At 70.1% G+C, this 20,965-nt stretch carries 17 protein-coding genes; 8 read left to right on the top strand and 9 right to left on the bottom strand.

The window, feature by feature from the left end:
* Positions 1–92: 92 nt before the first annotated feature.
* The 5 genes from ACX1D3_RS02485 to ACX1D3_RS02465 are packed head-to-tail and all read right to left on the bottom strand — an operon-like array spanning position 93 to position 4,714.
* Positions 93–968 (bottom strand): type II secretion system F family protein, encoded by an 876-nt coding sequence (locus ACX1D3_RS02485; RefSeq protein ID WP_458995405.1) that lies wholly within the window; start codon positions 966–968, stop codon positions 93–95.
* Positions 965–1,813, bottom strand: a complete 849-nt coding sequence (locus tag ACX1D3_RS02480; protein WP_458996470.1) for a type II secretion system F family protein — start codon at positions 1,811–1,813, stop codon at positions 965–967. Before ACX1D3_RS02480 ends, ACX1D3_RS02485 begins: the two co-directional genes overlap by 4 nt.
* Entirely contained in the window at positions 1,813–3,270 is a 1,458-nt protein-coding gene (locus ACX1D3_RS02475; protein WP_458995404.1) for a TadA family conjugal transfer-associated ATPase, read from the bottom strand. Before ACX1D3_RS02475 ends, ACX1D3_RS02480 begins: the two co-directional genes overlap by 1 nt.
* Positions 3,267–4,070: a hypothetical protein gene (locus tag ACX1D3_RS02470; protein WP_458995403.1), complete on the bottom strand. Its 804-nt coding sequence runs from the start codon at positions 4,068–4,070 to the stop codon at positions 3,267–3,269. The genes ACX1D3_RS02475 and ACX1D3_RS02470 overlap by 4 nt, the downstream gene beginning before the upstream one ends.
* Positions 4,070–4,714 carry an SAF domain-containing protein gene (locus ACX1D3_RS02465; RefSeq protein ID WP_458995402.1) on the bottom strand — a complete coding sequence of 215 codons (645 nt, stop codon included), beginning with the start codon at positions 4,712–4,714 and terminating at the stop codon, positions 4,070–4,072. Before ACX1D3_RS02465 ends, ACX1D3_RS02470 begins: the two co-directional genes overlap by 1 nt.
* Positions 4,715–4,941: 227 nt before the next feature.
* Here ACX1D3_RS02465 and ACX1D3_RS02460 point away from each other — a divergent pair, with 227 nt between their 5' ends.
* The 3 genes from ACX1D3_RS02460 to ACX1D3_RS02450 all read left to right on the top strand — a co-directional run bounded on the left by ACX1D3_RS02460 (position 4,942) and on the right by ACX1D3_RS02450 (position 8,490).
* Entirely contained in the window at positions 4,942–5,748 is an 807-nt protein-coding gene (locus ACX1D3_RS02460) for a hypothetical protein (protein ID WP_458995401.1), read from the top strand.
* Between the two features lie 74 nt (positions 5,749–5,822).
* Positions 5,823–6,869 carry an NAD(P)-dependent alcohol dehydrogenase gene (locus ACX1D3_RS02455; RefSeq protein WP_458995400.1) on the top strand — a complete coding sequence of 349 codons (1,047 nt, stop codon included), beginning with the start codon at positions 5,823–5,825 and terminating at the stop codon, positions 6,867–6,869.
* 286 nt (positions 6,870–7,155) lie between these two features.
* Positions 7,156–8,490, top strand: coding sequence for an MFS transporter (locus tag ACX1D3_RS02450; RefSeq protein ID WP_458995399.1), 1,335 nt, complete (start codon positions 7,156–7,158; stop codon positions 8,488–8,490).
* Here the strand turns inward: ACX1D3_RS02450 and ACX1D3_RS02445 are convergent.
* The 4 genes from ACX1D3_RS02445 to chvE all read right to left on the bottom strand — a co-directional run bounded on the left by ACX1D3_RS02445 (position 8,487) and on the right by chvE (position 13,510).
* Positions 8,487–9,467, bottom strand: a complete 981-nt coding sequence (locus tag ACX1D3_RS02445) for a ribose-phosphate diphosphokinase (RefSeq protein WP_458995398.1) — start codon at positions 9,465–9,467, stop codon at positions 8,487–8,489. The genes ACX1D3_RS02450 and ACX1D3_RS02445 overlap by 4 nt on opposite strands.
* Before the next feature lie 112 nt (positions 9,468–9,579).
* A complete protein-coding gene (gene mmsB, locus ACX1D3_RS02440; protein WP_458995397.1) occupies positions 9,580–10,755 on the bottom strand; it encodes a multiple monosaccharide ABC transporter permease in 1,176 nt (391 codons plus the stop codon).
* Positions 10,755–12,293 (bottom strand): multiple monosaccharide ABC transporter ATP-binding protein, encoded by a 1,539-nt coding sequence (mmsA, locus tag ACX1D3_RS02435; RefSeq protein WP_458995396.1) that lies wholly within the window; start codon positions 12,291–12,293, stop codon positions 10,755–10,757. Before mmsA ends, mmsB begins: the two co-directional genes overlap by 1 nt.
* Positions 12,294–12,367: 74 nt before the next feature.
* The gene (gene chvE / locus ACX1D3_RS02430; RefSeq protein WP_458995395.1) at positions 12,368–13,510 is read right to left on the bottom strand and encodes a multiple monosaccharide ABC transporter substrate-binding protein; all 1,143 of its coding nucleotides are present in this window, start codon (positions 13,508–13,510) and stop codon (positions 12,368–12,370) included.
* A gap of 309 nt (positions 13,511–13,819) precedes the next feature.
* Between chvE and ACX1D3_RS02425 the strand changes: the two genes are divergently transcribed.
* The 5 genes from ACX1D3_RS02425 (at position 13,820) to ACX1D3_RS02405 (ending at position 20,810) form a co-directional block, all read left to right on the top strand.
* Positions 13,820–15,037, top strand: coding sequence for a TIGR04053 family radical SAM/SPASM domain-containing protein (locus ACX1D3_RS02425; RefSeq protein ID WP_458995394.1), 1,218 nt, complete (start codon positions 13,820–13,822; stop codon positions 15,035–15,037).
* 529 nt (positions 15,038–15,566) lie between these two features.
* On the top strand, positions 15,567–17,129 hold the full coding sequence (locus ACX1D3_RS02420) for an ABC transporter substrate-binding protein (RefSeq protein ID WP_458995393.1): 1,563 nt from the start codon (positions 15,567–15,569) through the stop codon (positions 17,127–17,129).
* Positions 17,130–17,203: 74 nt separating this feature from the next.
* Entirely contained in the window at positions 17,204–18,145 is a 942-nt protein-coding gene (locus ACX1D3_RS02415; protein ID WP_458995392.1) for an ABC transporter permease, read from the top strand.
* Positions 18,142–19,965 carry a dipeptide/oligopeptide/nickel ABC transporter permease/ATP-binding protein gene (locus ACX1D3_RS02410; protein WP_458995391.1) on the top strand — a complete coding sequence of 608 codons (1,824 nt, stop codon included), beginning with the start codon at positions 18,142–18,144 and terminating at the stop codon, positions 19,963–19,965. Before ACX1D3_RS02415 ends, ACX1D3_RS02410 begins: the two co-directional genes overlap by 4 nt.
* The gene (locus tag ACX1D3_RS02405; protein WP_458995390.1) at positions 19,962–20,810 is read left to right on the top strand and encodes an ATP-binding cassette domain-containing protein; all 849 of its coding nucleotides are present in this window, start codon (positions 19,962–19,964) and stop codon (positions 20,808–20,810) included. Before ACX1D3_RS02410 ends, ACX1D3_RS02405 begins: the two co-directional genes overlap by 4 nt.
* Positions 20,811–20,965: the final 155 nt, after the last annotated feature.

Below are 20,965 nucleotides of genomic sequence, written 5' to 3'. Positions count from 1 at the left end.
GTCTGGTTGAGGGTTGGGTCAGTTCTGGGGTTATCCACAGAGGGGCAGAAAAGTGTGGAAACTCGTCCACAGTTTGGGTTTGTCTCTTGACATCAGGTGGCCAGCAGCTTCAGGAGCGGGGGCACCAGCAGCGCCAGCCCCAGGAGCAGGGCCGGGATGGTCATCCACAACGACATCGCCTCGCTGGCCTCCTGGGCGGCCGTCCGCTGCGCGCCCAGATGGGCATCGCGCAGCTCCCGCACGCGCGCCTGGAGCACGTCCGCCAGCCCGGCGCCCTGCTCCTCCAGCTGCATGACGTCGGCGAAGTCGGCCAACTCGGGCACGTTCCACTCGCGGGCCACCTCGCGCAGCTCGTGCCAGGGTTGCGTCTGCTCCATCCTGGCCCGCTCCAGACCCGACGAGATGCGCCGGAACAGCGGCGCGTCGGAGACGGCCGCGGCGTTGGCCGCCGCCTGGGCGGCCGAGGAGTTCGCGAGGCGCTCCAGCACCACGAGGTCGAAGAACGTGTGGATGCCGTCGGTGGCCGCGCGGCGCTCCTGCTCGGCCCCGCCGCGGAGCCTCAGGTCCGCCACGAAGTACCCGAGCACCGCGCCCAGCAGTGCGATGCCCAGCGGCGCGACGCCCGGGGAGCCCCCGAACGCCACCTGCGCGGCCGCCCAGACCGCGGGCAGGGCGAGCCCCGCCGTCGTCCAGACCAGCTTCTCGACGAAGAAGTCCCCGACGCTGCGCCCCTGCATGAGGAGGAGCTGTTGCTGCCGGGCGGTCAGCGGTAGCCGCAGCCGACGGTGGATCCGCTCGCCCAGCGCCTCCGCGCCGGTGGCCGGGTCCGCGAGAGGTGCCGTCGGCTGGCGGTGGTCCAGCAGGGCGAGGGCGTCGCCGAGGCGGACCGGCGGCGTGCTGAAGCCCCGCACGATCATGACCGCCCCGAGCCCGGCCACCATCCCGCAGCCGATGGCCAGCGCGATCACGGCGCGCTCCGCAGGAACCGCGGGGCCATGGGCGGCACGGTCATGCGACGCAGCATCACCAGGCAACCGAGGTAGGCGGTGGCCAGGCCGAGCGCGATCAGCTGGCCCAACGGGGTGGCGTAGGGGGCGAAGAACTGGGGGTTGAGCAGCATCGCGCCGACGAGGACGCCCAGCGTGATGAAGGTCACCTGCTTGACGACGGCGCGGGGCTTGGCCCGCTCGGCCGCGATTTCGCGGAGGGCCGAGAGCCTGGCCTGGATGCTGTCTGAGATGGCGCCCAGCGTGGCCCGCGCGCCGGCGCCGCCCTTGGCCGAGGCGATGATGAGCGCGGCCACCACCGCGTCGGCGTCCGCCGAGGCCAGCTCGTCGGCCATGGCGAAGAGCGCGTCGCGGGTCTGCCAGCGCTGGTCCAGCCGGGTGCAGAGCCTGGTCACCGGCTCGCGGAGCACCGGGGGAACCTGGGTGCGGGTGGTGAAGATCGCGTCACGGATGGAGCGCCCCGAGGACAGCGAGGTGGCGATCAGCCGCACCCACCGGTCCAGCCCGGCCAGCACCTCCACCTCGCGGTTCGGCGGTGCGCTCAGCAGGAGCGGGATGGTGATGGCGGTGGCGGGCAGGAGCACGAGGGCCAGCAGGGAGCCGGTGGCGACGCCGGCGACCACGCCGCCCAGCGCGGCGGCCGCGAACCAGCCCTTCCGCACCGGCGAGAGCGCTGTCCACCACCTGACCACCTTTGTCCACACACCTGTGGACAAAGGTGTGGGTAACCGCTCCGAGCGCTGCAGCCCGAGCGCGACCAGGAGGATCCCCAGCCCCGCCGCCGAGCCGGCCAGCGCGGCCAGCATCACGCCCACGGCGATGCCCCCTCGAACTGGGCCAGCTCCGCCGCCATCGCGGCCTCCGGCTGGAACAGCTCGGGCTGGGTGGCGGTGCCCGCCCGGTAGACGAGGTGCGTGGTGGGGCGCCCCGCCTCCACCGTGCCCGTCAGCTGCCGGACCTCCGAGACGAACCGCGACCTGGTGCCCCCGCGCCACGCGTCGTCCTGGAGCGTGACGTGGACGATGAAGTTGAGGTGATGCGCGATCTGGTGCATGGCATCCTCGACGCTGAGCACCCGCCCCTGCGCCACGCGGGCGGCCAGCCGGTCGATCGTCGAGGCGGCCGAGTGCGAGTGCGTGGTGGCGAGGCATCCTGCGCCGGACTGCATCGCCTCGAACATGGCCCCCGCCTCGGAGCCGCGGACCTCGCCGACGACGATCCGGGTCAGGTTCTGCCGCAGCGCCTCCGGGATGAGGTCCGCGACGGTGTACGACCCCACGCTGGAGCCCCCGGACGTCTCGCCCATCCCCACCCGCGCCTGCAGCGCCAGGATGTTGCGGCGATGGCCCAGCAGGTGGGTCAGCAGCTCGTAGTCGGTCTCCAGCGTGCCGAACCGCTCGTGGGGGTGGATCGCGGCGATGAGCGCCCGCAGCAACGTGGTCTTGCCGGCGCCCTGATCCCCTGAGATGACGATCGACTTGCGTGCCAGCACCGCCGCCTGCAGGAGCCGGGCCACGTGCGGGGGGAGCATGGCGTCGTCGGCGAGCTCGTCGAGGGTCACATCCGTGAGGAGGTGCTGCCGGATCACCACGGACGGCCGGAAGGACAGGCCGAATCCGATGGCGTGGAGCCGGAACCGGTTGCCGAGCGCCAGCGTCATCGTGGGGTGCAGGTCGTCGAAGGGCCGCGGCGGGGTGGCAGTCTCGCCGAGGAACCGGATGGCGTCCACCAGCTCCTCGTCGGTGTCCGCGACGGCGGGGTGCGACTCGCGGTGGCCGTCGCCGTACTGCACCGTGACGGTGTCGCAGCCGTGGATCTCGATGTTCTCCGCGTCCCCGATCTCGAACAGCGGCTGCAGCCGCCCGTAGCCGAAGATCGCGTTCTCCACCGCGTCCGCGTAGCGCAGCTCGAGCGCCAACGGCCAGAGCGCCTCCCCCGCCTCGCCCAGGCTCTGGGCTCGCGCGTGCACGACGCTGCGGATCATGGCCCTGCCGCGGACGCGCCGGTCCTCCTCGGGCATCGGCTGCCCCCGGCCCGCCAGCCATTCGGCCGACGCGCGCGTGATCAGCTCCACCGCCTCGCGCCGCAGGCCCACCACGATCTGCCAGTCCACCTCGTCGCTGACGGGCGGCGCCTGCACGGGGGCGCTCGCGGCCCTGCGCGCCGACGCCGGGTCCGGGGCCGGCGTGGGCTCAACCTCGGAGGGGACGAGCCCGAGGCGCCCGAGCGCGCCTGACAAGGGCGGCAGCTGTCCGACGCTCATCGCGCACCCGCCCCCACCGCGACCGACGCGGCCGCACGGCTGCGGGTCACGCGCTCGGAGAGGGCCTTGGCGTCCGCCCGGAAGCGGCCCATGAAGGAGCCCTCGTGGAACCGGCGGGGCTCGACGGCGCCGTCGCTCAGCACCTCGGCCGCCCGAGGATCCCACGGCGGCTCGAGCCAGCACGGCACGCCGAACTGGGCCGCGATCTCACCCGCTGCGTACGGCCGCCCGGGCCCCACCACGGCGAGCGCCGCCATGGTGGGAGACGGCATGGAGCGCAGCTGGTCCTCCAGCGTGGTGAGGTGGATCCGGGCCGCCGCCAGCGACCGTAGCGACGAGCGCACGCACACCACGACGGCGTCCGCGGCGGCCAGCAGGCCGAGCGGCAGGCCGGTGGACGAGATGCGGCCACCGTCGACGAGGACGTCGATCCCGCGCTCGTCCAGCGAGGCCAGCGCCTCGCCGAGGGTTCCCCACACGTGCTCGAAGAGGCGGGAGGCGCCCGCCGTCGAGAAGCCGGGGAGGAACCGGCGCTCCCGATCCCCCTCCTGGGTGAGCGGGAGGGTGTGGCGCCACAGCTCCGGAGCCAGGGGCGTGCCCTCGCGGTGCAGCTGGGCAAGCGACATCAGGCCACGGCCGCCGTTGTCCATGCCCCGCAGGTACCCGGCCTGGATCGCCTGCCCGGGGTCGCGGTCACAGTCCGCCACCAGTGAGTGTCGCGGCCAGGCGAGCGCCAGGCCGAGCGCGGTGGTGGTGGCGCCCGGGGAGCCGGTGGCGGAGGCGAGGAGGATGACGGCCATCACGCGCCCCTGACCACGACCACGGCGACGAGGTCCGCAGCGGAGAGCCGCGCCACCTCGTCGGCCCGCGCGTCGGACACGCGGACGTCGAGCGAGTAGCTGGAGCCGTCGTCGAGCAGCACGGGCGAGCTGGCCACGACGGCGTCCGCCGACACCTCGCGGCCCTCGACCAGCCCGACCAGCCGGACGGTGGTGCCGGGCGGCATGTCAGCCGTGGGCAGCTTGCCCAGCGGGAGCCGCAGCCCGATCAGGGCGTTCCCGGCGGGCAGGGGATCCTCGCCCACGTGCCTGGCGAGCGGAAAGGCGCCCTGCGGGAGGTCGGTGAGCGAGCGCTGTCCCACCAGCCCGGGCAGGTCCGCGGCGCCCAACGCCTCGACGGTGAGACTCTCGGGAATCTCGAGGACGGCCAGGTCCTCCCGCTCGATGGCGTCACCGCGCCTCACGTCCGCCGCCATCACCACGACCGCCCGGTGGTCCGCGTTCATGGAGTAGAGGGCGGCGGCGCCCAGGCCGCCGACGGCGACGAGCAGCGCCCCGAGCGCGATCAGCTTGGGGCTGCGGCGCGCGCGTAGCTGGACCGCGGCCGGTCTCGGTGCGGCCGGCGGGGCGGTCTCTGGCGTGCTGGGCCTCTTCTGGTCGTGCATGTGGCCTCCCTTCCGGCGGTCAATCTAGGAGGGGGAGGGGGTCAGATCAGCGGCCTCGAGGGCTCTGTGGACAAGTTGTGCCCCTTGATACGTTTTATCCACAGTGTCGTCCCCAGAAGTGCCCCGAGGGTTCACTAAAGTTGACTCGCTGAGAAACCTGAGAGATTCTTGGATTCGTCGATGTCCGGAACTCGGGAGTGGTAGTGCGCAGATGGATCGCTGGCCTGATGGCCACGCTGGCCATTGGCGCCGTTTCCGCCGCCGCAACCTCCGCCGAGGCGCTGCCCATCGCGCCGGCCCCGGTGGTGTCCGTCACCGGCATCCCCACCCCCTGCGTCTCGACCAAGCCCTACCCGGCCGATGCGTCGATCGAGCAGCTCAAGGAGCAGCTGGCGGCCACCTTCGGCTTCAAGCTGGCCGGCTCCCAGTGGACGGAGCAGCGGCGCCCCTCCATCAAGATCCTGTGGGAGACCCTGGACGCGGTGGGGTGCACCACCTATCTCGCCGACCTGCAGGCCAACGTGAGCGGCACGCTCGGCATCAACGCGTCGAACATCTCCGGCTACGCCTGGGGTGACTGGAGCCTGACGAAGACCAACTACGTCACACTGGACTTCGCCAAGTTCCAGCGCGCGCTGGACAGCGGGGACGAGGGCCGCCTCGTCCGTCTCGTCATCCACGAGCTCGGCCACGTGCGGAACTCGGATCGCTACGAGGACCCCGAGTACTGGACGGTGTTCACGAAGCTGTTCGCCCGCGAGGGGCGGTTCAGCGAGTACGCCGGACGCAGCGTCACGGAGACGTTCGCCGACGTCGTCGGTTACTACGTGGGCCGCTGCGCCCTGGACAACCCGTACGACTCGGGCGAGCACGCGGCCTATTACGAGTACGCCAAGACCTACATCTTCGGCGGCAAGGAGTTCGGCCCGGCGCCCGGCGTCGCACCCACGTGCACCCTGCCCTCCGACACCGCCGAGGAGCCCGCGCCCGGCGCCGAGGCGGCCGCGTGGATGGAAGGCCTGGGAGGCGCGTAGTCCGCCCCTGCCCCGAGTCACATCGGAGTAGCATCGCAGGCGACCCCCAGCCACACGCTTCATGGAGGAAGCCCATGCCCGACGTCGCTGCCTACGCCATCGATTCGCCCACCGGTCGCTACCGGAAGACCACCATCACCCGCCGCGAGCCCGGCCCCACCGAGGTGTTCTTCGACATCGCCTACACCGGCATCTGCCACTCGGACATCCACACCGCGCGTGAGGAGTGGGGCCGCATCCACTACCCCTTCGTCGGCGGGCACGAGATCGCAGGCGTGGTGAGCAAGGTGGGCTCCGAGGTCACAAAGTTCAAGGTCGGAGACCGCGTCGGCGTCGGCTGTTTCGTCGACTCCTGCCGCGAGTGCGACATGTGCCGACAGGGCGAGGAGCAGTTCTGCACCGGGCGCCCGGGGACGGTCTGGACCTACAACGGCACCGGCCGCGACGGCCTCCCCACCGCGGGCGGCTACTCGACGGGCATCACAGTCGAGCAGGACTACCTCATGCGGGTCCCGGACGACATGTCCCTCGAGCACGCCGCGCCCCTGATGTGCGCGGGCATCACCCTCTACTCGCCCCTCAAGCGCTGGGGCGCCGCGCCCGGCAAGCGGGTGGGCATCGTCGGCATGGGCGGCCTGGGGCACATGGGCGTGCAGATCGCGGCGGCCATGGGCGCGGAGACCATCGTGTTGAGCCGGACGTTGGCCAAGCGCGACGACGGGCTGGCGCTCGGCGCATCGAGCTACGTGTCGACGGCGGACAAGGACGACATGCGCTCGCTCCGCGGCACCTTCGATCTCATCGTCACCACCGTGTCCGACGGCGTGGACCTGGACTCGCTGCTCAAGCTGCTCAAGGCCCACGGGGTGCTGGTCAACGTCGGGCTCCCGGAGCACGCGTCGAAGGTGCATCTCGGCATCCTCACGGGCCAGGCCCGGGTGCTCGCCGGGTCCAACATCGGCGGCATCCGCGAGACGCAGGAGATGCTGGACTTCTGCGCCGAGCACGGGTTGGCGCCGATGATCGAGATGATCGACGCGGACCGGATCGACGAGGCCTACGACAATGTGGTGGCGTCGCGCGTGCGGTACCGCTACGTGATCGACATCTCCACCATCTGACGCGGACGCACCGGGGTGGGCGCGACGGGGGCGGGGAGGGTAGCACCGGCCACCCCGTCGCGCATGGGTGCCCCCGCGGGGGAGCGGAATCGGCCCCTGAGACCATGGGGGTGCAGGAACAGCGTCCACTGAACCTGCGGCCGGCCGGTCGGCCCGGAGCTTTCCCGGCATCCGGGCCGACTCCCGACCCGCCGCCCTTCCTGTTGCCCTCCGGTTGCCACCACCGGACGCCCCGCGGACCCGCCGTCCATCCGGTCGGCATAGGATCGTCCCTGGGAGGTCACGCGTGGCGGCGAACGGATACGGTCGGACGGCCTGGGTTGTCTGGGGGTTCGGCGTATTCGGGTACGCGCTGGCGGTCATGCACCGCGCCGCGCTCGGCGTGGCCGGGCTCGAGGCAGCCGAGCACTTCGGCACCACCCCCGGCATCATCTCCACCTTCGTGGTCCTCCAGCTCGCCACGTACGCGCTGGCCCAGGTGCCCGTCGGGCTGCTGCTGGACCGCTACGGCTCACGGATCATGCTCACCGGCGGCACGCTGGTCATCGCGGCGGGGCAGGCGCTGCTGGCCACCACCGACGACCTCTCCACCGCCTACGTCGCCCGGGTGCTGCTGGGCATCGGCGACGCCTGCATGTTCAACTCGGTGCTGAGGCTCCTGCCCCGATGGTTCGCGCCCAGTCGCGTGCCGGTGCTGAGCCAGATCACCGGCATGGTGGGCGCCGTGGGTCAGATCGCGGCCGTGGGCGCCGTCCTGCCGCTGATCAAGCTCCTGGGTTGGCAGACGGGCCTGCTCATCACGGTGGGGTTCAGCGTCTTCGCGGCGGTGCTCGTGACGGCGTGGGTGCGCGACGCGCCGCCGGGGCAGGCGCCCGCCGTCGTGGTGGACCCCATCCGGGAGATCCCCCGGCGGATCAAGGGCGTCTCGATGCACCCCGCCACCCAGCTCGGCTTCTGGGTGCACTTCACCTCGGGCTTCTCCAGCATCACCTTCGTGTTCATGTGGGGCATCCCGTACCTCGTCGTCGGCCAGGGGCTCTCGCAGGCCGAGGCCGGCGGCCTGTTCGCCCTGCTGTCGGTGGCGTCGATGGTGGCCGGCCCGGTCGTCGGGTCGCTGACCGCCCGGCACCCGCTGCGCCGCAGCACGCTGGTGTTGAGTTTCATCTGGGCCGTGATCGCGTGCTGGGCCGCCGTGCTGCTGTGGCCAGGCCGCGCCCCCATGCCGCTGCTCCTTCTCCTCGTCCTGGCGCTCGCGGTCTCCGGCCCCGGCACCGGGGTGGGCTTCGACTTCCCCCGCACCAACCTCCCGGCCACCCGCCTGGGCGCCGCCAACGGCATCGTCATCGCGGGCGGGTTCGTGGGCGGCACGGTCCTCATCCTCATCATGGGCGTCTTCCTCGACTGGCTCTCCGGCGGCGGCGACTACACGCCGGAGCAGCTGCGCCTGGCGTGGCTGCTGCAGATCCCCTTCTTCGTGGCGGGGATCCTCGGCATCTACCTCAGCCGACGGCGCCTGCGCAGCCTGATGGCGTCGGAGGGGGTGGTGGTGCCGTCCTGGCGGGAGGTGGTTCGACGGATCCGCCGTCGTCGGGGAGAGGGACCGGCCGACGGCCAGGCCTAAAAGAGGCCCTCTGGTTCCGGGGGCGGTGCGTAGGCGGGGTCCACGTCGTTGAACAGCTTGCTCACCGAGCGGCCGTTGTGGATGCGGTCGATCGCGTCGGCGAACAACGCGGCGACACTCAACACGGTCAGTCCCGGGAAGTCCGCGGGCGGCGGGACGGTGTTGGTGGAGACCACCTCCACGATCCGCGACACGCTCTGCAGCTTCTCCACCGCCTTGCCGGCGAACAGGCCGTGGGTGCAGGCGACGGAGACGTCCCCGCAGCCGAAGTCCCCCAGCCGCGACACGATCTCGACGATCGAGCCGCCGGTTGCGATCTCGTCGTCCAGCACGATGGCGCGCTTGCCCGACACGTCGCCGACGATGGCGTCGATCACCACGCGGTCGTCCGCCAGGCGCTGCTTCGAGCCGGCGGCCACGGGCAGGTTGAGGAGCCGGGCCAGGAGCGTCGCCTGCTTGGCGTTGCCGAGGTCTGGGGAGACGACGACGGTGTTGCTCAGGTCACGGTCGCGGTAGTGGTCCGCGATCACGCCGAGGGCCGTCAGGTGGTCCACCGGCACCGAGAAGAAGCCGTGCACCTGGGGGGCGTGGAGGCTCATGGTGAGCACGCGGTCCACGCCCGCCGTCGACAGCATGTCTGCCACCAGACGGCCGCCGATGGAGATGCGGGAGGCGTCCTTCTTGTCCGACCGGGCGTACGCGTAGTGGGGGATGACGGCGGTGATCTGCCCGGCCGACGCGCCCCTGGCCGCGTCGATCATGAGCAGCAGCTCCATGAGGTGGTCCTGCGTGGGCGGCACCAGCGGCTGCACGATGTAGACGTCCCGCTGGCGGCAGTTGGCCAACAACTGCGCCTGCAGGCAGTCGTTGCTGAAGCGCGAGATCTTCACGCCTGAGCGACGCAGCCCCAGGTGGGAACAGATCTCGTCGGCCAGCGCGGTGTGAGCGGACCCGGAGAACACGACAACGCCCTTCACAGGCTGCCCCTTCCGTTTGCCCACAGCCTAACGGGCGACGGCGGGCCCGGCCCCTGCATACGAGAAGACGGCGCCCGGGGTGAGCCCCGGACGCCGTCTGCTGTGCGAAGGATCAGGCCTTGGCGGCCGCGGCCCGACGCTTGTTCCAGATGTCGAACGCCACCGCGAGCAGCAGCACCAGACCCTTGACGATCTGCTGGATGGACGTCTGCACGCCCATCAGCTGCATGCCGTTGCTCATGACGGCCATGACCAGGCCGCCGATCATGGCGCCGATCACGGTGCCCACGCCGCCGGTGACGGCAGCGCCACCGATGAAGCAGGCCGCGATCGCGTCGAGCTCGAACATGTTGCCCGCGCCAGGCTGGGCGCCGTTGGTGCGCGAGGAGAACACCACGCCGGCGACGCCGGTGAGGAGGCCCATGTGCACGTAGACCCAGAAGATGGTCCGCTTCACCTTGACGCCGGACAGCAGTGCGGCGTTGATGTTGCCGCCGATGGCGTACACGTGGCGGCCGTAGATCGAGTTCTTGGCCAGGAACGAGTACACGAGGATCAGCACCGCCAGGATGATCAGCACGATCGGGAAGCCGCGCGCGGTGGCGAGCTTCCAGGCGAAGAACATCACGACGGCGGCCACGGCGACGAGCTTGACGATGAAGAGCGGCATGCCCTCCACCTCCTGCTCGTAGCGGATGCGGGCGCTGCGGCTGCGCCACTGGGTCCAGGCGAACCCGGCGATGGCGAAGACGCCGATCAGCAGTGTGAACAGGTCGTACCCGTTACCGCCTAACAGCCCGTTGAGGAAGCCGTTGGCGATCTGCTGGTACTCGGGGGTCATCGGGGACAGGGACACCGACCCGAGCACGAGGAACGTCATGCCACGGAACAGCAGCATGCCCGAGAGGGTCACGATGAAGCCCGGGATGCCCACGTAAGCCACCCAGAATCCGTGCCAGGCGCCGATGACCAGGCCGACGAGGAGGCCGGCGATGACGCCTACGTACCAGGGCATGCCGTTCTTGATGATCAGCGTGGCCGAGACCGCGCCCACCAGCGCCACCACGGATCCCACCGACAGGTCGATGTGGCCCACGACGATGACGAACAGCATGCCGATGGCCAGGATCAGGATGTAGGAGTACTGGAGGATCAGGTTGCTGACGTTGATGGGATTGAGCAGCGTCCCGCCGGTCAGCACCGTGAAGAGCAGCACGATGGCCACGAAGGCGATCATGATGCCGCTCTGGCGCAGGTTCTTGGAGAACAGGTCCTTGACGGTGGACATCAGGCGGCCTCCCTTTCTTTGGTCATGAGCTTCATGAGGCTCTCCTGAGTTGCCTCTCCCCGGGGGAGTTGCCCGGTGATGCGGCCGAAGGCCAGCGTGAAGATGCGGTCGCAGATGCCGAGGAGCTCAGGGAGCTCCGAGGAGATCACCACCACCGCCTTCCCCGAATCGGCCAGCGCGTTGATGATGGTGTATATCTCGTACTTCGCGCCGACATCGATGCCTCGGGTGGGCTCGTCGAGGATGAGCACCTCTGGAGAGGTCATCATCCACTTCGAGAGGACCACCTTCTGCTGGTTGCCGCCGGAGAGCTGACCCACCACGTTCATGACGGTGGGGGTCTTGATCCGCATCTCCTTGCGGTACCGCTCGGCGTTCTTGATCTCCTCGTTGGAGTTGACCACGCCGTTGCTGGCGATCTTGTCCAGCGAGGCGGCCGAGATGTTGCGGCGGATGTCGTCGATCAGGTTGAGGCCGTAGCGCTTGCGGTCCTCCGTGGCGTAGGCCAGCCCGGCGTCGATGGCCGCGGCCACCGAGTGGAGTTGGACTTCCTTGCCGTGGAGGAACAGCTTCCCGCCGATCTTGCGGCCGTAGGCTCCACCGAACAGGCTCATCGCCAGCTCGGTGCGGCCCGCGCCCATGAGGCCGGCGATGCCGACGATCTCACCCGCGCGCACGTCGAACGAGGCGCCGTCGGAGACCTTGCGGCCGGCGACGGTGGGGTGCAGGACCGTCCAGTCCTCCACCCGCATGATCTCCTCGCCGATGTTGGGCGTGTGATCGGGGAAGAGGTTGTCCAGCTCGCGGCCCACCATGCCCTTGATGATGCGTTCCTGCGTCATGTCGGGGCCCTTGTCCAGGGTCTCGATGGTCATGCCGTCGCGGATCACGGTGGTGGCGTCTGCGATGGCTGTGATCTCGTTGAGCTTGTGGGAGATCATGATCGACGTGATCCCCTGCTCCTTGAGATGACGCAGGAGGTCCAGCAGGTGGGCCGAGTCCGTGTCGTTGAGGGCGGCGGTGGGCTCGTCGAGGATCAGCAGCTTGACCTGCTTGGACAGCGCCTTGGCGATCTCCACGAGCTGCTGCTTGCCGACGCCGATCTGGTTGATGGGGGTGACGGGGTTCTCATCCAGACCCACGCGCGCGAGCAGCTTCGCCGCCTCCGCGTTGGTCTTGTGCCAGTTGATCCGGCCACCCTCCACCTGCTCGTTGCCGAGGAAGATGTTCTCCGCGATCGACAGCAGGGGCACAAGGGCGAGCTCCTGGTGGATGATCACGATGCCCGCGTGTTCCGAGTCGTTGATGGAGGAGAACTTGCACTCCTTGCCCTCAAAAATGATGTCACCCTCATAGGTGCCGTGCGGGTACACACCCGAGAGCACCTTCATGAGGGTGGATTTGCCGGCCCCGTTCTCGCCACAGATGGCGTGAATCTCGCCGCGCTTGACCTCGAGGGTCACGTCCGAGAGCGCCTTGACGCCAGGGAACGTCTTGGTGATGTTGCGCATCTCGAGGATGGTCTGGGTGTCGCTCATGCGTCGCCTTTCCGAAGAGTCAATGGCGACGGTGGCCCGGCCCCTGAGGAGCCGGGCCACCGCGGGTGCCTGGATCAGGCAACGCCTGCGTCGATCTGCTCCTGTGTCCAGTAGCCGGTGTCGACGAGAGCTTCCGTGATGTTGTCGCTGGTCACGGTGACCACATCGAGGAGGTAGGACGGGACGACCTTCACGCCGTTGTCGTAGTCGGTCGTGTTGTTCGCCTCAGGCTCCTCGCCGGCCAGCAGCGCCTGCGCGGCGGCAACGGCCTGCTCGGCCAGCAGTCGGGTGTCCTTGAAGATCGTCGAGTACTGGATGCCGTCCTGGATCAGCTTGACGGAGGCGATCTCCGCGTCCTGGCCGGTGACGATCGGGAAGGTGTCGGCGACGGTGCCGGAGTAGCCGTTGTTCTGCAGGGCGGTGATGATGCCGCGGGAGAGACCGTCGTATGCCGACAGCACGCCATCAACCTTCTTGTCCTGGTAGTTGGCGGTGAGCAGGTCCTCCATGCGCTTCTGCGCGGTCTCCTGCTGCCAACGAAGCGTGGCGGCCTGCTCGATGTCGGTCTGGCCGGAGACCACGACGAAGGTGCCGTCGTCGATCTTGGGCTGGATCACGCTCATGGCGCCGTTGAAGAAGAAGAAGGCGTTGTTGTCGTCCAGCGAGCCGGCGAACAGCTCGACGTTGAACGGGCCTTCGCCGCGGGCCGCGAGGCCGTCGATGAGGGACTGGCCCTGGGCGACGCCGACCTTGAAGTTGTCGAAGGAGACGTAGAAGTCGACGTTGGCGCTGTCGCGGATGAGGCGGTCGTAGGAGATGATCTTGATGCCCTGCGCGGCGGCCGTCTCGAGCTGGGGAGCCAGGGCGGTGCCGTCGATCGCGGCGATGATCAGGACGTCGGCGCCCTGGGTGATCATCTGGTCGATCTGCTGGGACTGGGTGGGGATGTCGTCGTTGGCGAACTGGAGATCGACGTCGAAGCCGGCCTCTTCGAGCTGGGACTTGACGGCTTCGCCGTCGGCGATCCAGCGCTCGGAGGTCTGGGTGGGCATCGACACGCCGACGGAGCCGCCGGCCTCGCCCGCGGGGGCGCTCGCGGATGCGCTGGCGTCACCCGAGGCTGCCGGCGTGGTGGCGGTTCCCGCGCCGCCGCCACCGCATGCGGTGAGGGCGAAGGCCATGAGCAGGCCCGCGCTCGCGGTTACGAACTTGGTCATCTTCATTCGTTCCTCCTGAGAACGTTCACTTTGGGCGGTCCGATGCCGCCTTACGGGTGCAGAGATGTGGATCTGGGCGGAGGGTTGAGCGCACGTTCCACGTCCAACCGAAGACTCCCGGGTGGAAGACAGGACGGCGTTGTCTCTCCGTTGCGCTTGAGTCTGTCGCCACGGTGGCAACGCTGTCAACCGATTCCGCCCCCTGACACGGTTGCGAAATGGTAACGATCTGATAGCGCTCCCACCATCGACTTTCGGTGGCCGGGGCTGGGCCCGGTCACCACAACGACGGTGTGTAGTATTCGGGCGGTGAGTCCCCACCCCGGCACCGTCCCGCATGAGGCCCGCAAGGGCGTGGTCCGCACGCTCCACCACGACGCGGGGGAGCGCCCGCACGTGCTGGTGTGGGAGGTCACGCGGGCCTGCCAGCTGGCCTGCCGGCACTGCCGCGCCGACGCGTTCACCAAGGCGGACCCCCGTCAGCTCACCACCGAGCAGGGCAAGGCCCTCCTCGACGACTTCGCCGCGTACGGCACGCCCAAGCCCATCGTCATCCTCTCCGGCGGGGACGCGTTCGAGCGCGACGACCTCGAGGAGCTCATCGCCTACGGCACCTCGATCGGGCTGCCGATCGCACTGTCGCCGTCCGTCACCCCGCTGCTCACCGACGAGCGGCTGGCGTCGGTGCGCGAGGCGGGGGTGAAGGCGTTCTCGCTGTCCCTCGACGGTGCAACCGCCGCAACCCACGACTCGTTCCGCGGCATCGACGGCACCTTCGAGGACACGATGGCCGCGGCCGAGCTGGTGGTCAAGCACGGCTTCCGGTTCCAGGTGAACACCACCATCTGCCGCAACAACCTGCGTGAGCTGCCGCAGCTGCTGCAGCGCACCATGCAGATGGGCGCGGGCATGTGGTACGTGCTGTTCCTGGTGCCGATGGGTCGCGGCTCGAACCTGGAGCCGCTCGATCCGGAGGAGATGGAGGACGTGCTGCACTGGCTGCACGACGTCTCTGACCGGATCGCGGTGAAGGTGACGGAGGCGCCGAACTACCGCCGCGTCGCCATCCAACGCGACGACGCGCGGGCAGCCGGGGAGCCGCTGCCGGTGCGCGGGGAACTGCACGCGTGGCTCACCCAGGAGACGGACCGCCTGCTGGGCGAGGTGCTGGAGCGCCGCCCGCCGCGTCCGCCGATCGGCGTCAACAGCGGCCGCGGCTTCGCGTTCGTGGACCACATCGGCGACGTCTACCCGTCGGGCTTCCTGCCCCACCGCTGCGGCTCGGTGAAGGAGCAGTCCTTCCGGGAGATCTACGCCGAGGCGCCGATGATGAAGGCGCTTCGTGACCCGTCGTCGTACTCCGGCAAGTGCGGGGTGTGCGAGTTCAACTGGATCTGCGGAGGGTCGCGGGCTCGGGCCCACGCGATGCTGGGCGACCCGCTGGCCTCGGACCCGACGTGCGTCTACCAGCCCGCGGGGTGGGCCGGGCACGAAACGCCGTCGGAACCCGTGCCCGTGCCCGTATAGGTTCTCGAGGGTCGGTCGCGACGGCGTGTCGTGCCACCCCCACCGCCGCCGCCGGTGGGTCGGTCCCGGGCCCTGGCGGGCGGGCACGAAACGCCGTCGGAACCCGTGCCCGTGTCCGTATGGGTCGTCGAGGGTCGGTCGCGACGGCGTGTCGTGCCACCACCACCGCCGCCACTGGGTCGGTCCCGGGCCCCGACGAGCGGGCACGAAACGCCGTCTGACTTCGTGCCCGTGTCCGTATAGGTCGTCGAGGGTCGATCGCGACGGCGTGTCGTGCAGGGCCCCGAGGCGGGGTGTGTGGGGGTGCGGGACCGCGAAAGAAGGGTCCCAGGGCCGGGGCCGTGAGCTCGGCAATCGCGGTGCGCTGCGCGGGCAACAAGCGGCAACTCCTTGGTCGCGGGACGTCGGGCTGGCGTACTTATCGCACCGCACTGACGGCTCGGCCCCCCGAGTCCTGAACAGCAGGGCGGACGTCCCACACCGGTCCCCCGGCCCAGCCGACGCAGGACCCCTGTTCGAAGGAACGACAATGAAGTCACGCATTCTCCCGGCGACGGCGCTCGTCGTCGCCGCCGCCCTGGCGCTGGCGGGCTGCTCGTCCGGCGGCTCCGCCGCCACGCCCGACGCGGGCACGCAGTCCACGGCCGCCGGCTCCTCCGCTCGGGGTGAGCTGCTGACGCTGGGCATCCTGCAGGAGCCCGCATCCTGGGACCCGGCCCAGGCGCACGTCGGCCACCGCCTCCAGCCGTTCCAGGCAGCCTACGACACGCTCATCCTCCGCGCCCCCGACGGCTCCTACGAGCCGATGCTCGCCACCGAGTGGGGCTACACCGACGAGACCAACCTGGTCTTCTCCCTCGACCTCCGCACCGACGTGACCTTCTCCGACGGCGCCGCCTTCGACGCCGCCGCCGTCGTGGCCAACATCGAGCACTTCAAGGCCGACAACGGCCCGCAGGCCGGCCAGGCCGCCGCCGTCGCCTCGGCCGCCGCCGTCGACGAGGACACCGTCGAGATCACGCTCGCCAAGCCCGACCCGGCGCTCGAGTACTACCTGAGCCAGGCCCTCGGCCTCATGGGCAGCCCCGAGTCGCTCGGCACCGACGAGATGGACCGGATCCCCGTGGGCACCGGCCCCTACGTGATGGACCCGGCCCAGGCCGTCGTCGGCTCGCAGTACGTGTTCACCGCACGCGAGGACTACTGGAACCCCGAGCTGCAGAAGTGGAACCAGATCACCCTCAAGCTCCTGGCCGACGTCACCTCCCGCGTCAACGGCCTCGTCTCCGGCGAGGTCGACGCCACCCTGCTCGACGCCACCACCTACCAGCAGGCCGAGGGCGCCGGGTTCGAGCTCCTCGAGTACGCCACCGACTGGCAGGGCCTCCTGCTGTTCGACCGGGCCGGCGAACTCAACCCCGCGCTCGGTGACGTCCGCGTGCGCCAGGCCATCAACTACGCCTTCGACCGCGACGCCCTCCTGCAGGAGCTCGGCGGCGGCTTCGGCGACACCACCAGCCAGGCGTTCGGCCCGGACAGCACCGCCTTCGTGCCGGAGCTCGAGGACTACTACACCTACGACCCCGAGAAGGCCCGCGAGCGCCTCGCCGACGCCGGCTACGCCGACGGCCTCACCATCGAGCTGCCCGTCGCCACCCCCGGCGCAGAGACCATCATGACGTTCGCCACCCAGCAGCTCGCCGACATCGGCATCACCGTCGAGCAGACCTCGGTGCCGGTCGCCGACTACCAGGGCCTGCTCGGCCAGGGGAAGTTCGCCGGCGCGTGGTTCAGCCTCTTCCAGGGCCCGTCGTGGGTGGCCTACAGCCAGCTGCTCTCCACCGACGCCCTGTACAACCCGTTCGACTCCACCGATCCGGCGATCGACGCCGCCGTCGAGGAGCTCCGTCTCGGGGGCGATGACGCCACCGAGGCCGCGCAGGAGATCAACCGGTTCGTGACCGAGAACGCCTGGTTCGCCCCCTGGTTCCGCCCGTCGCAGCTCTACTTCCTCAACGCGCAGAAGGTGACCGCCGAGCCGCAGTCGCAGATGGCCGTGCCGTCCATCTACAACTACTCGCCGGTCTCCTGACCCGGTGACCTCCCCGGGGGCGGCTGCGGCCGCCCCCGGGCCATCCCCCACCCCTGTCTGCAACGGAGCTGACCATGCTTTCCATGATCCTGCGGCGCATCGCTTCCGGGGTCGCCGTGCTACTCGTCGTGTCCGTCCTCACGTTCACGATGCTGTACACGTCGTCCGGCAACATCGCGCGCAACATCCTCGGCGACCAGGCCACTGAAGAGGCCATCGCCGCCAAGGAGGCCCAGCTGGGCCTCGACCAGCCGCTCATCACCCGCCTCCTCGCGTGGCTCGGCGACGCCGCCCAGGGCGAGTTCGGAAAGTCGTGGTTCACCAACGAGCCGGTCTTCCAGGCCATCGGCAGCCGCCTCCCCGTCACCCTCGCGATGATCGGCGTCTCGATCGTCCTCATCGCCCTCGTCGCCACGGCGCTCGGCATGCTGGCCGCCACCCGCCGCGGCTGGGCCGACCGGTTCGTCCAGCTCGGGGCCGTCGTGGGCAACGCCGTCCCCGGCTTCATCATCGGCGTCCTGCTGGTGTGGATCTTCGCCATCCAGCTGGGCTGGCTGCCCGCCATCTCTCAGATCGCGCCCGGCGTCGGGCCCGCAGTGTGGATCGCGTCGCTGACCCTGCCGGTCATCGCCCTCGTTATCAACGGCGTGGCCAGCGCCGCCCAGCAGATCCGCAGCGCCTTCATCAAGCAGCTGGAGATGGACTACGTCCGCACCCTCCGCAGCCGCGGCATCAGCGAGCGGGAGATCCTGTTCAAGCACGTCCTGCGTTCGGCCGCCCCGGCCGGGCTGACCGTCCTCAGCCTCCAGTTCATCAGCCTCCTCGGCGGCGTGGTGATCATCGAGTCCATCTTCGCGATCCCCGGCCTCGGCCGCCTGGCCGTGACCGCCACCACCATGAGCGACCTTCCGCTGGTCATGGGCGTGGTCGTCTACAGCGTCGTGATCGTCATCCTCGTCAACCTCGTTGTGGACATCCTCAACGGCTGGCTCAACCCGAAGGTGCGTGTCGCATGAGTGAGCTCACACCCCCCGTCCCGGTGGGCCAGGCGGGCATCGTCGTGCGCGCCTCCGCCTTCCGCCGGCTGCTCAAGAACCCGATGGGCCTTGCGGCCATCATCTACCTGGCGTTGATCACCCTCGTCGCGATCTTCGCGCCGCTCCTCGCCCCCCACGACCCGAACGTCGCAAGCCTCACCGACGTGCTGCTCGGCCCAGGCGGGGAGTTCCCGCTCGGCACCGACAGCGCCGGCCGCGACATCGCCTCCCGCCTGATTTTCGGCTCCCGCGTCACCCTGTTGTCTGCGGCCCTGGCGGCCAGCGTCGCCATCGCCGTCGGCCTGCCGTCCGGCCTGATCGCCGGCTACTTCGGCGGGAAGTTCGACGGCGTGGCCAGCTGGTCCACCAACATCCTGCTGGCTCTGCCCGGCATGATCGTGCTGCTGGCCGTGCGCGCCGCCCTCGGCCCGTCGGTGTGGATCTCCATGGTGGTCTTCGGCCTGCTGCTCAGCCCCGGCTACTTCCGCCTGACCCGCACCGCCGTGCAGTCGGTGCGCAACGAGCTGTACGTGGACGCCGCCCGCGTCTCCGGCCTCTCGGACTCCCGCATCATCGCCCGCCACATCTTCTCCGTGGTGCGCGCCCCGATCATCATTCAGACCGCGATGGTGGCCGGCGTGGCCATCTCCATCCAGTCGGCGCTGGAGTTCCTCGGCCTGGGCGACCCCGTCGTCCCCACCTGGGGCGTCATGGTCAGCGACGGCTTCCGCTCCATCTACCGCCAGCCGCTCAACCTGCTGTGGCCCACGCTCGCCATCGCCCTGACCATTGCGGCGTTCGTGCTGCTCGGCAACGCCGTCCGTGACTCCCTCGAGGACCTCGAGAAGACCAAGGCCGTGCGGGCCAAGCCCGTCCCCGACGCCCACGTTGCCGAGGCGCACGCCGCCGGCATCGCGGACGCCTCGCACCACCTGCTCACGGTGACCAGCCTCGGCGTGGGCTACCCCCAGCCCGACGGCTCCACCAAGACCGTCGTCGACGGCGTGTCCTTCCACGTGGACCGCAACGAGGTGGTCGGCATCGTCGGCGAGTCCGGCTCCGGCAAGTCCCAGACCGCGTTCTCCATCCTCGGCCTGCTGCCTGACAACGCCATGATCACCGCCGGCTCCATCGTGTTCGACGGCGTCTACACCGTCGCCCCGGGCGACGACCACGTCCGGCAGACCAGGATGCGGGCGCTGCGCGGCAAGCGCATCTCCTACATCCCGCAGGAGCCGATGAGCAACCTGGATCCCGCCTTCACGATCGGCTCGCAGCTCTCCACCCCGATGGTCAGGGTGCTGGGCGTGACCAAGGCCGAGGCGAAGCAGCGGGCACTCGAGCTGCTCGCCAGCGTCGGCATCCCGGACCCGCAGCGGACCTACAACGCCTACCCGCACGAGGTTTCCGGCGGCATGGCGCAGCGCGTCCTCATCGCCGGCGCCATCTCCTGCGAGCCGGACCTGATCATCGCCGACGAGCCGACGACCGCCCTCGACGTCACCGTCCAGGCCGAGGTCCTCGACGTGCTCCGCGAGCTCCAGCGCAAGCTGGGCCTGGGCATCATCATGGTGACCCACAACTTCGGCGTGGTGGCCGACATCTGTGACCGGGTGCTCGTCATGCAGAACGGCAGGCTCGTCGAGGACGGCCCCGTGCGGCAGATCCTCGGCTCGCCGCAGCACCCCTACACGCAGATGCTGCTGTCCTCGATGCTCGAGGGCAAGCCTCCGATGACGCCCCTGCTGGGCGCATCCTCCCCGACCGCCGTTGACGCCCCTGTGGAGGTGGCCCGATGAACGCTCCCGCGAAAGACCTGCTCACCGTCGACGACCTGGTGGTGGAGTACCCCGGCAAGGGCTGGCTCGCCAAGCCGTTCCGGGTGCTCAAGGGGGTGTCGATCCGGATCGGCGCCGGTGAGACCCTCGGCCTCGTGGGTGAGTCCGGCTCCGGGAAGACGACGCTGGGCCGGGCGGTGCTGGGCCTCGCGCCCGTCACCGAGGGCACGATCGTGTTCCAGGGCCAGGACATCAGCCACGCCACCCGGGCCGACCGGCGCAAGCTGAGCCAGGACCTCCAGGTGGTGTTCCAGGATCCGTACAGCTCGCTGAACCCATCGCTGACGGTGGGCGACATCCTTTCGGAGCCGCTGGGCATCCAGGGCGTCACCGGGGCGGACGCGCGGAAGCGCGTGCAGGAGCTGCTCGACCGCGTCCACATGCCTCTCGACGCGATGGGGCGGCTGCCCCGCGAGTTCTCGGGGGGCCAGCGTCAGCGGATCGCGATCGCGCGGGCGCTGGCGCTCCGCCCGAAGCTCATCGTGTGCGACGAGCCGGTGAGCGCGCTCGACCTCTCGACGCAGGCCCGGGTGCTCGACCTGCTGCTGGAGATCCAGCAGCTGACCGGGGTGTCCTACCTCTTCGTGTCGCACGACCTGGACGTGGTGCGCCACGTCAGCCACCGGGTCGCGGTGATGTACAAGGGTGAGCTGGTGGAGCAGGGCGAGGCGGAGCAGGTCACCACGCGGCCCGAGCACCCGTACACGCAGAAGCTCCTGCTCGCCTCCCCGGTTCCGGACCCCGACCGCCAGTCCGTCCGCCGTGAGGAGCGACGGCGCCACGCGCGCGAGACGGCCGCCGCCTGAGCCGCCCCACAGCCGGCTGAGGTGCCGCGTAGCGGCCCGCACCGCTGGCTGAGGTGCTGCGAAGCGGCCCGCACGGCTGGCTGAGGTGCCGCGCAGCGGCCCGCACCGCTGGCTGACTTGCAGGAACGCTCCTTGGTTCACCACGAGGGCCGCCC

Source organism: Tessaracoccus yangjingae, assembly GCF_054483935.1.
The sequence above is the reverse complement of the archived record's forward strand: the minus strand, read 5'-3'. Positions and strand labels throughout refer to the sequence as shown.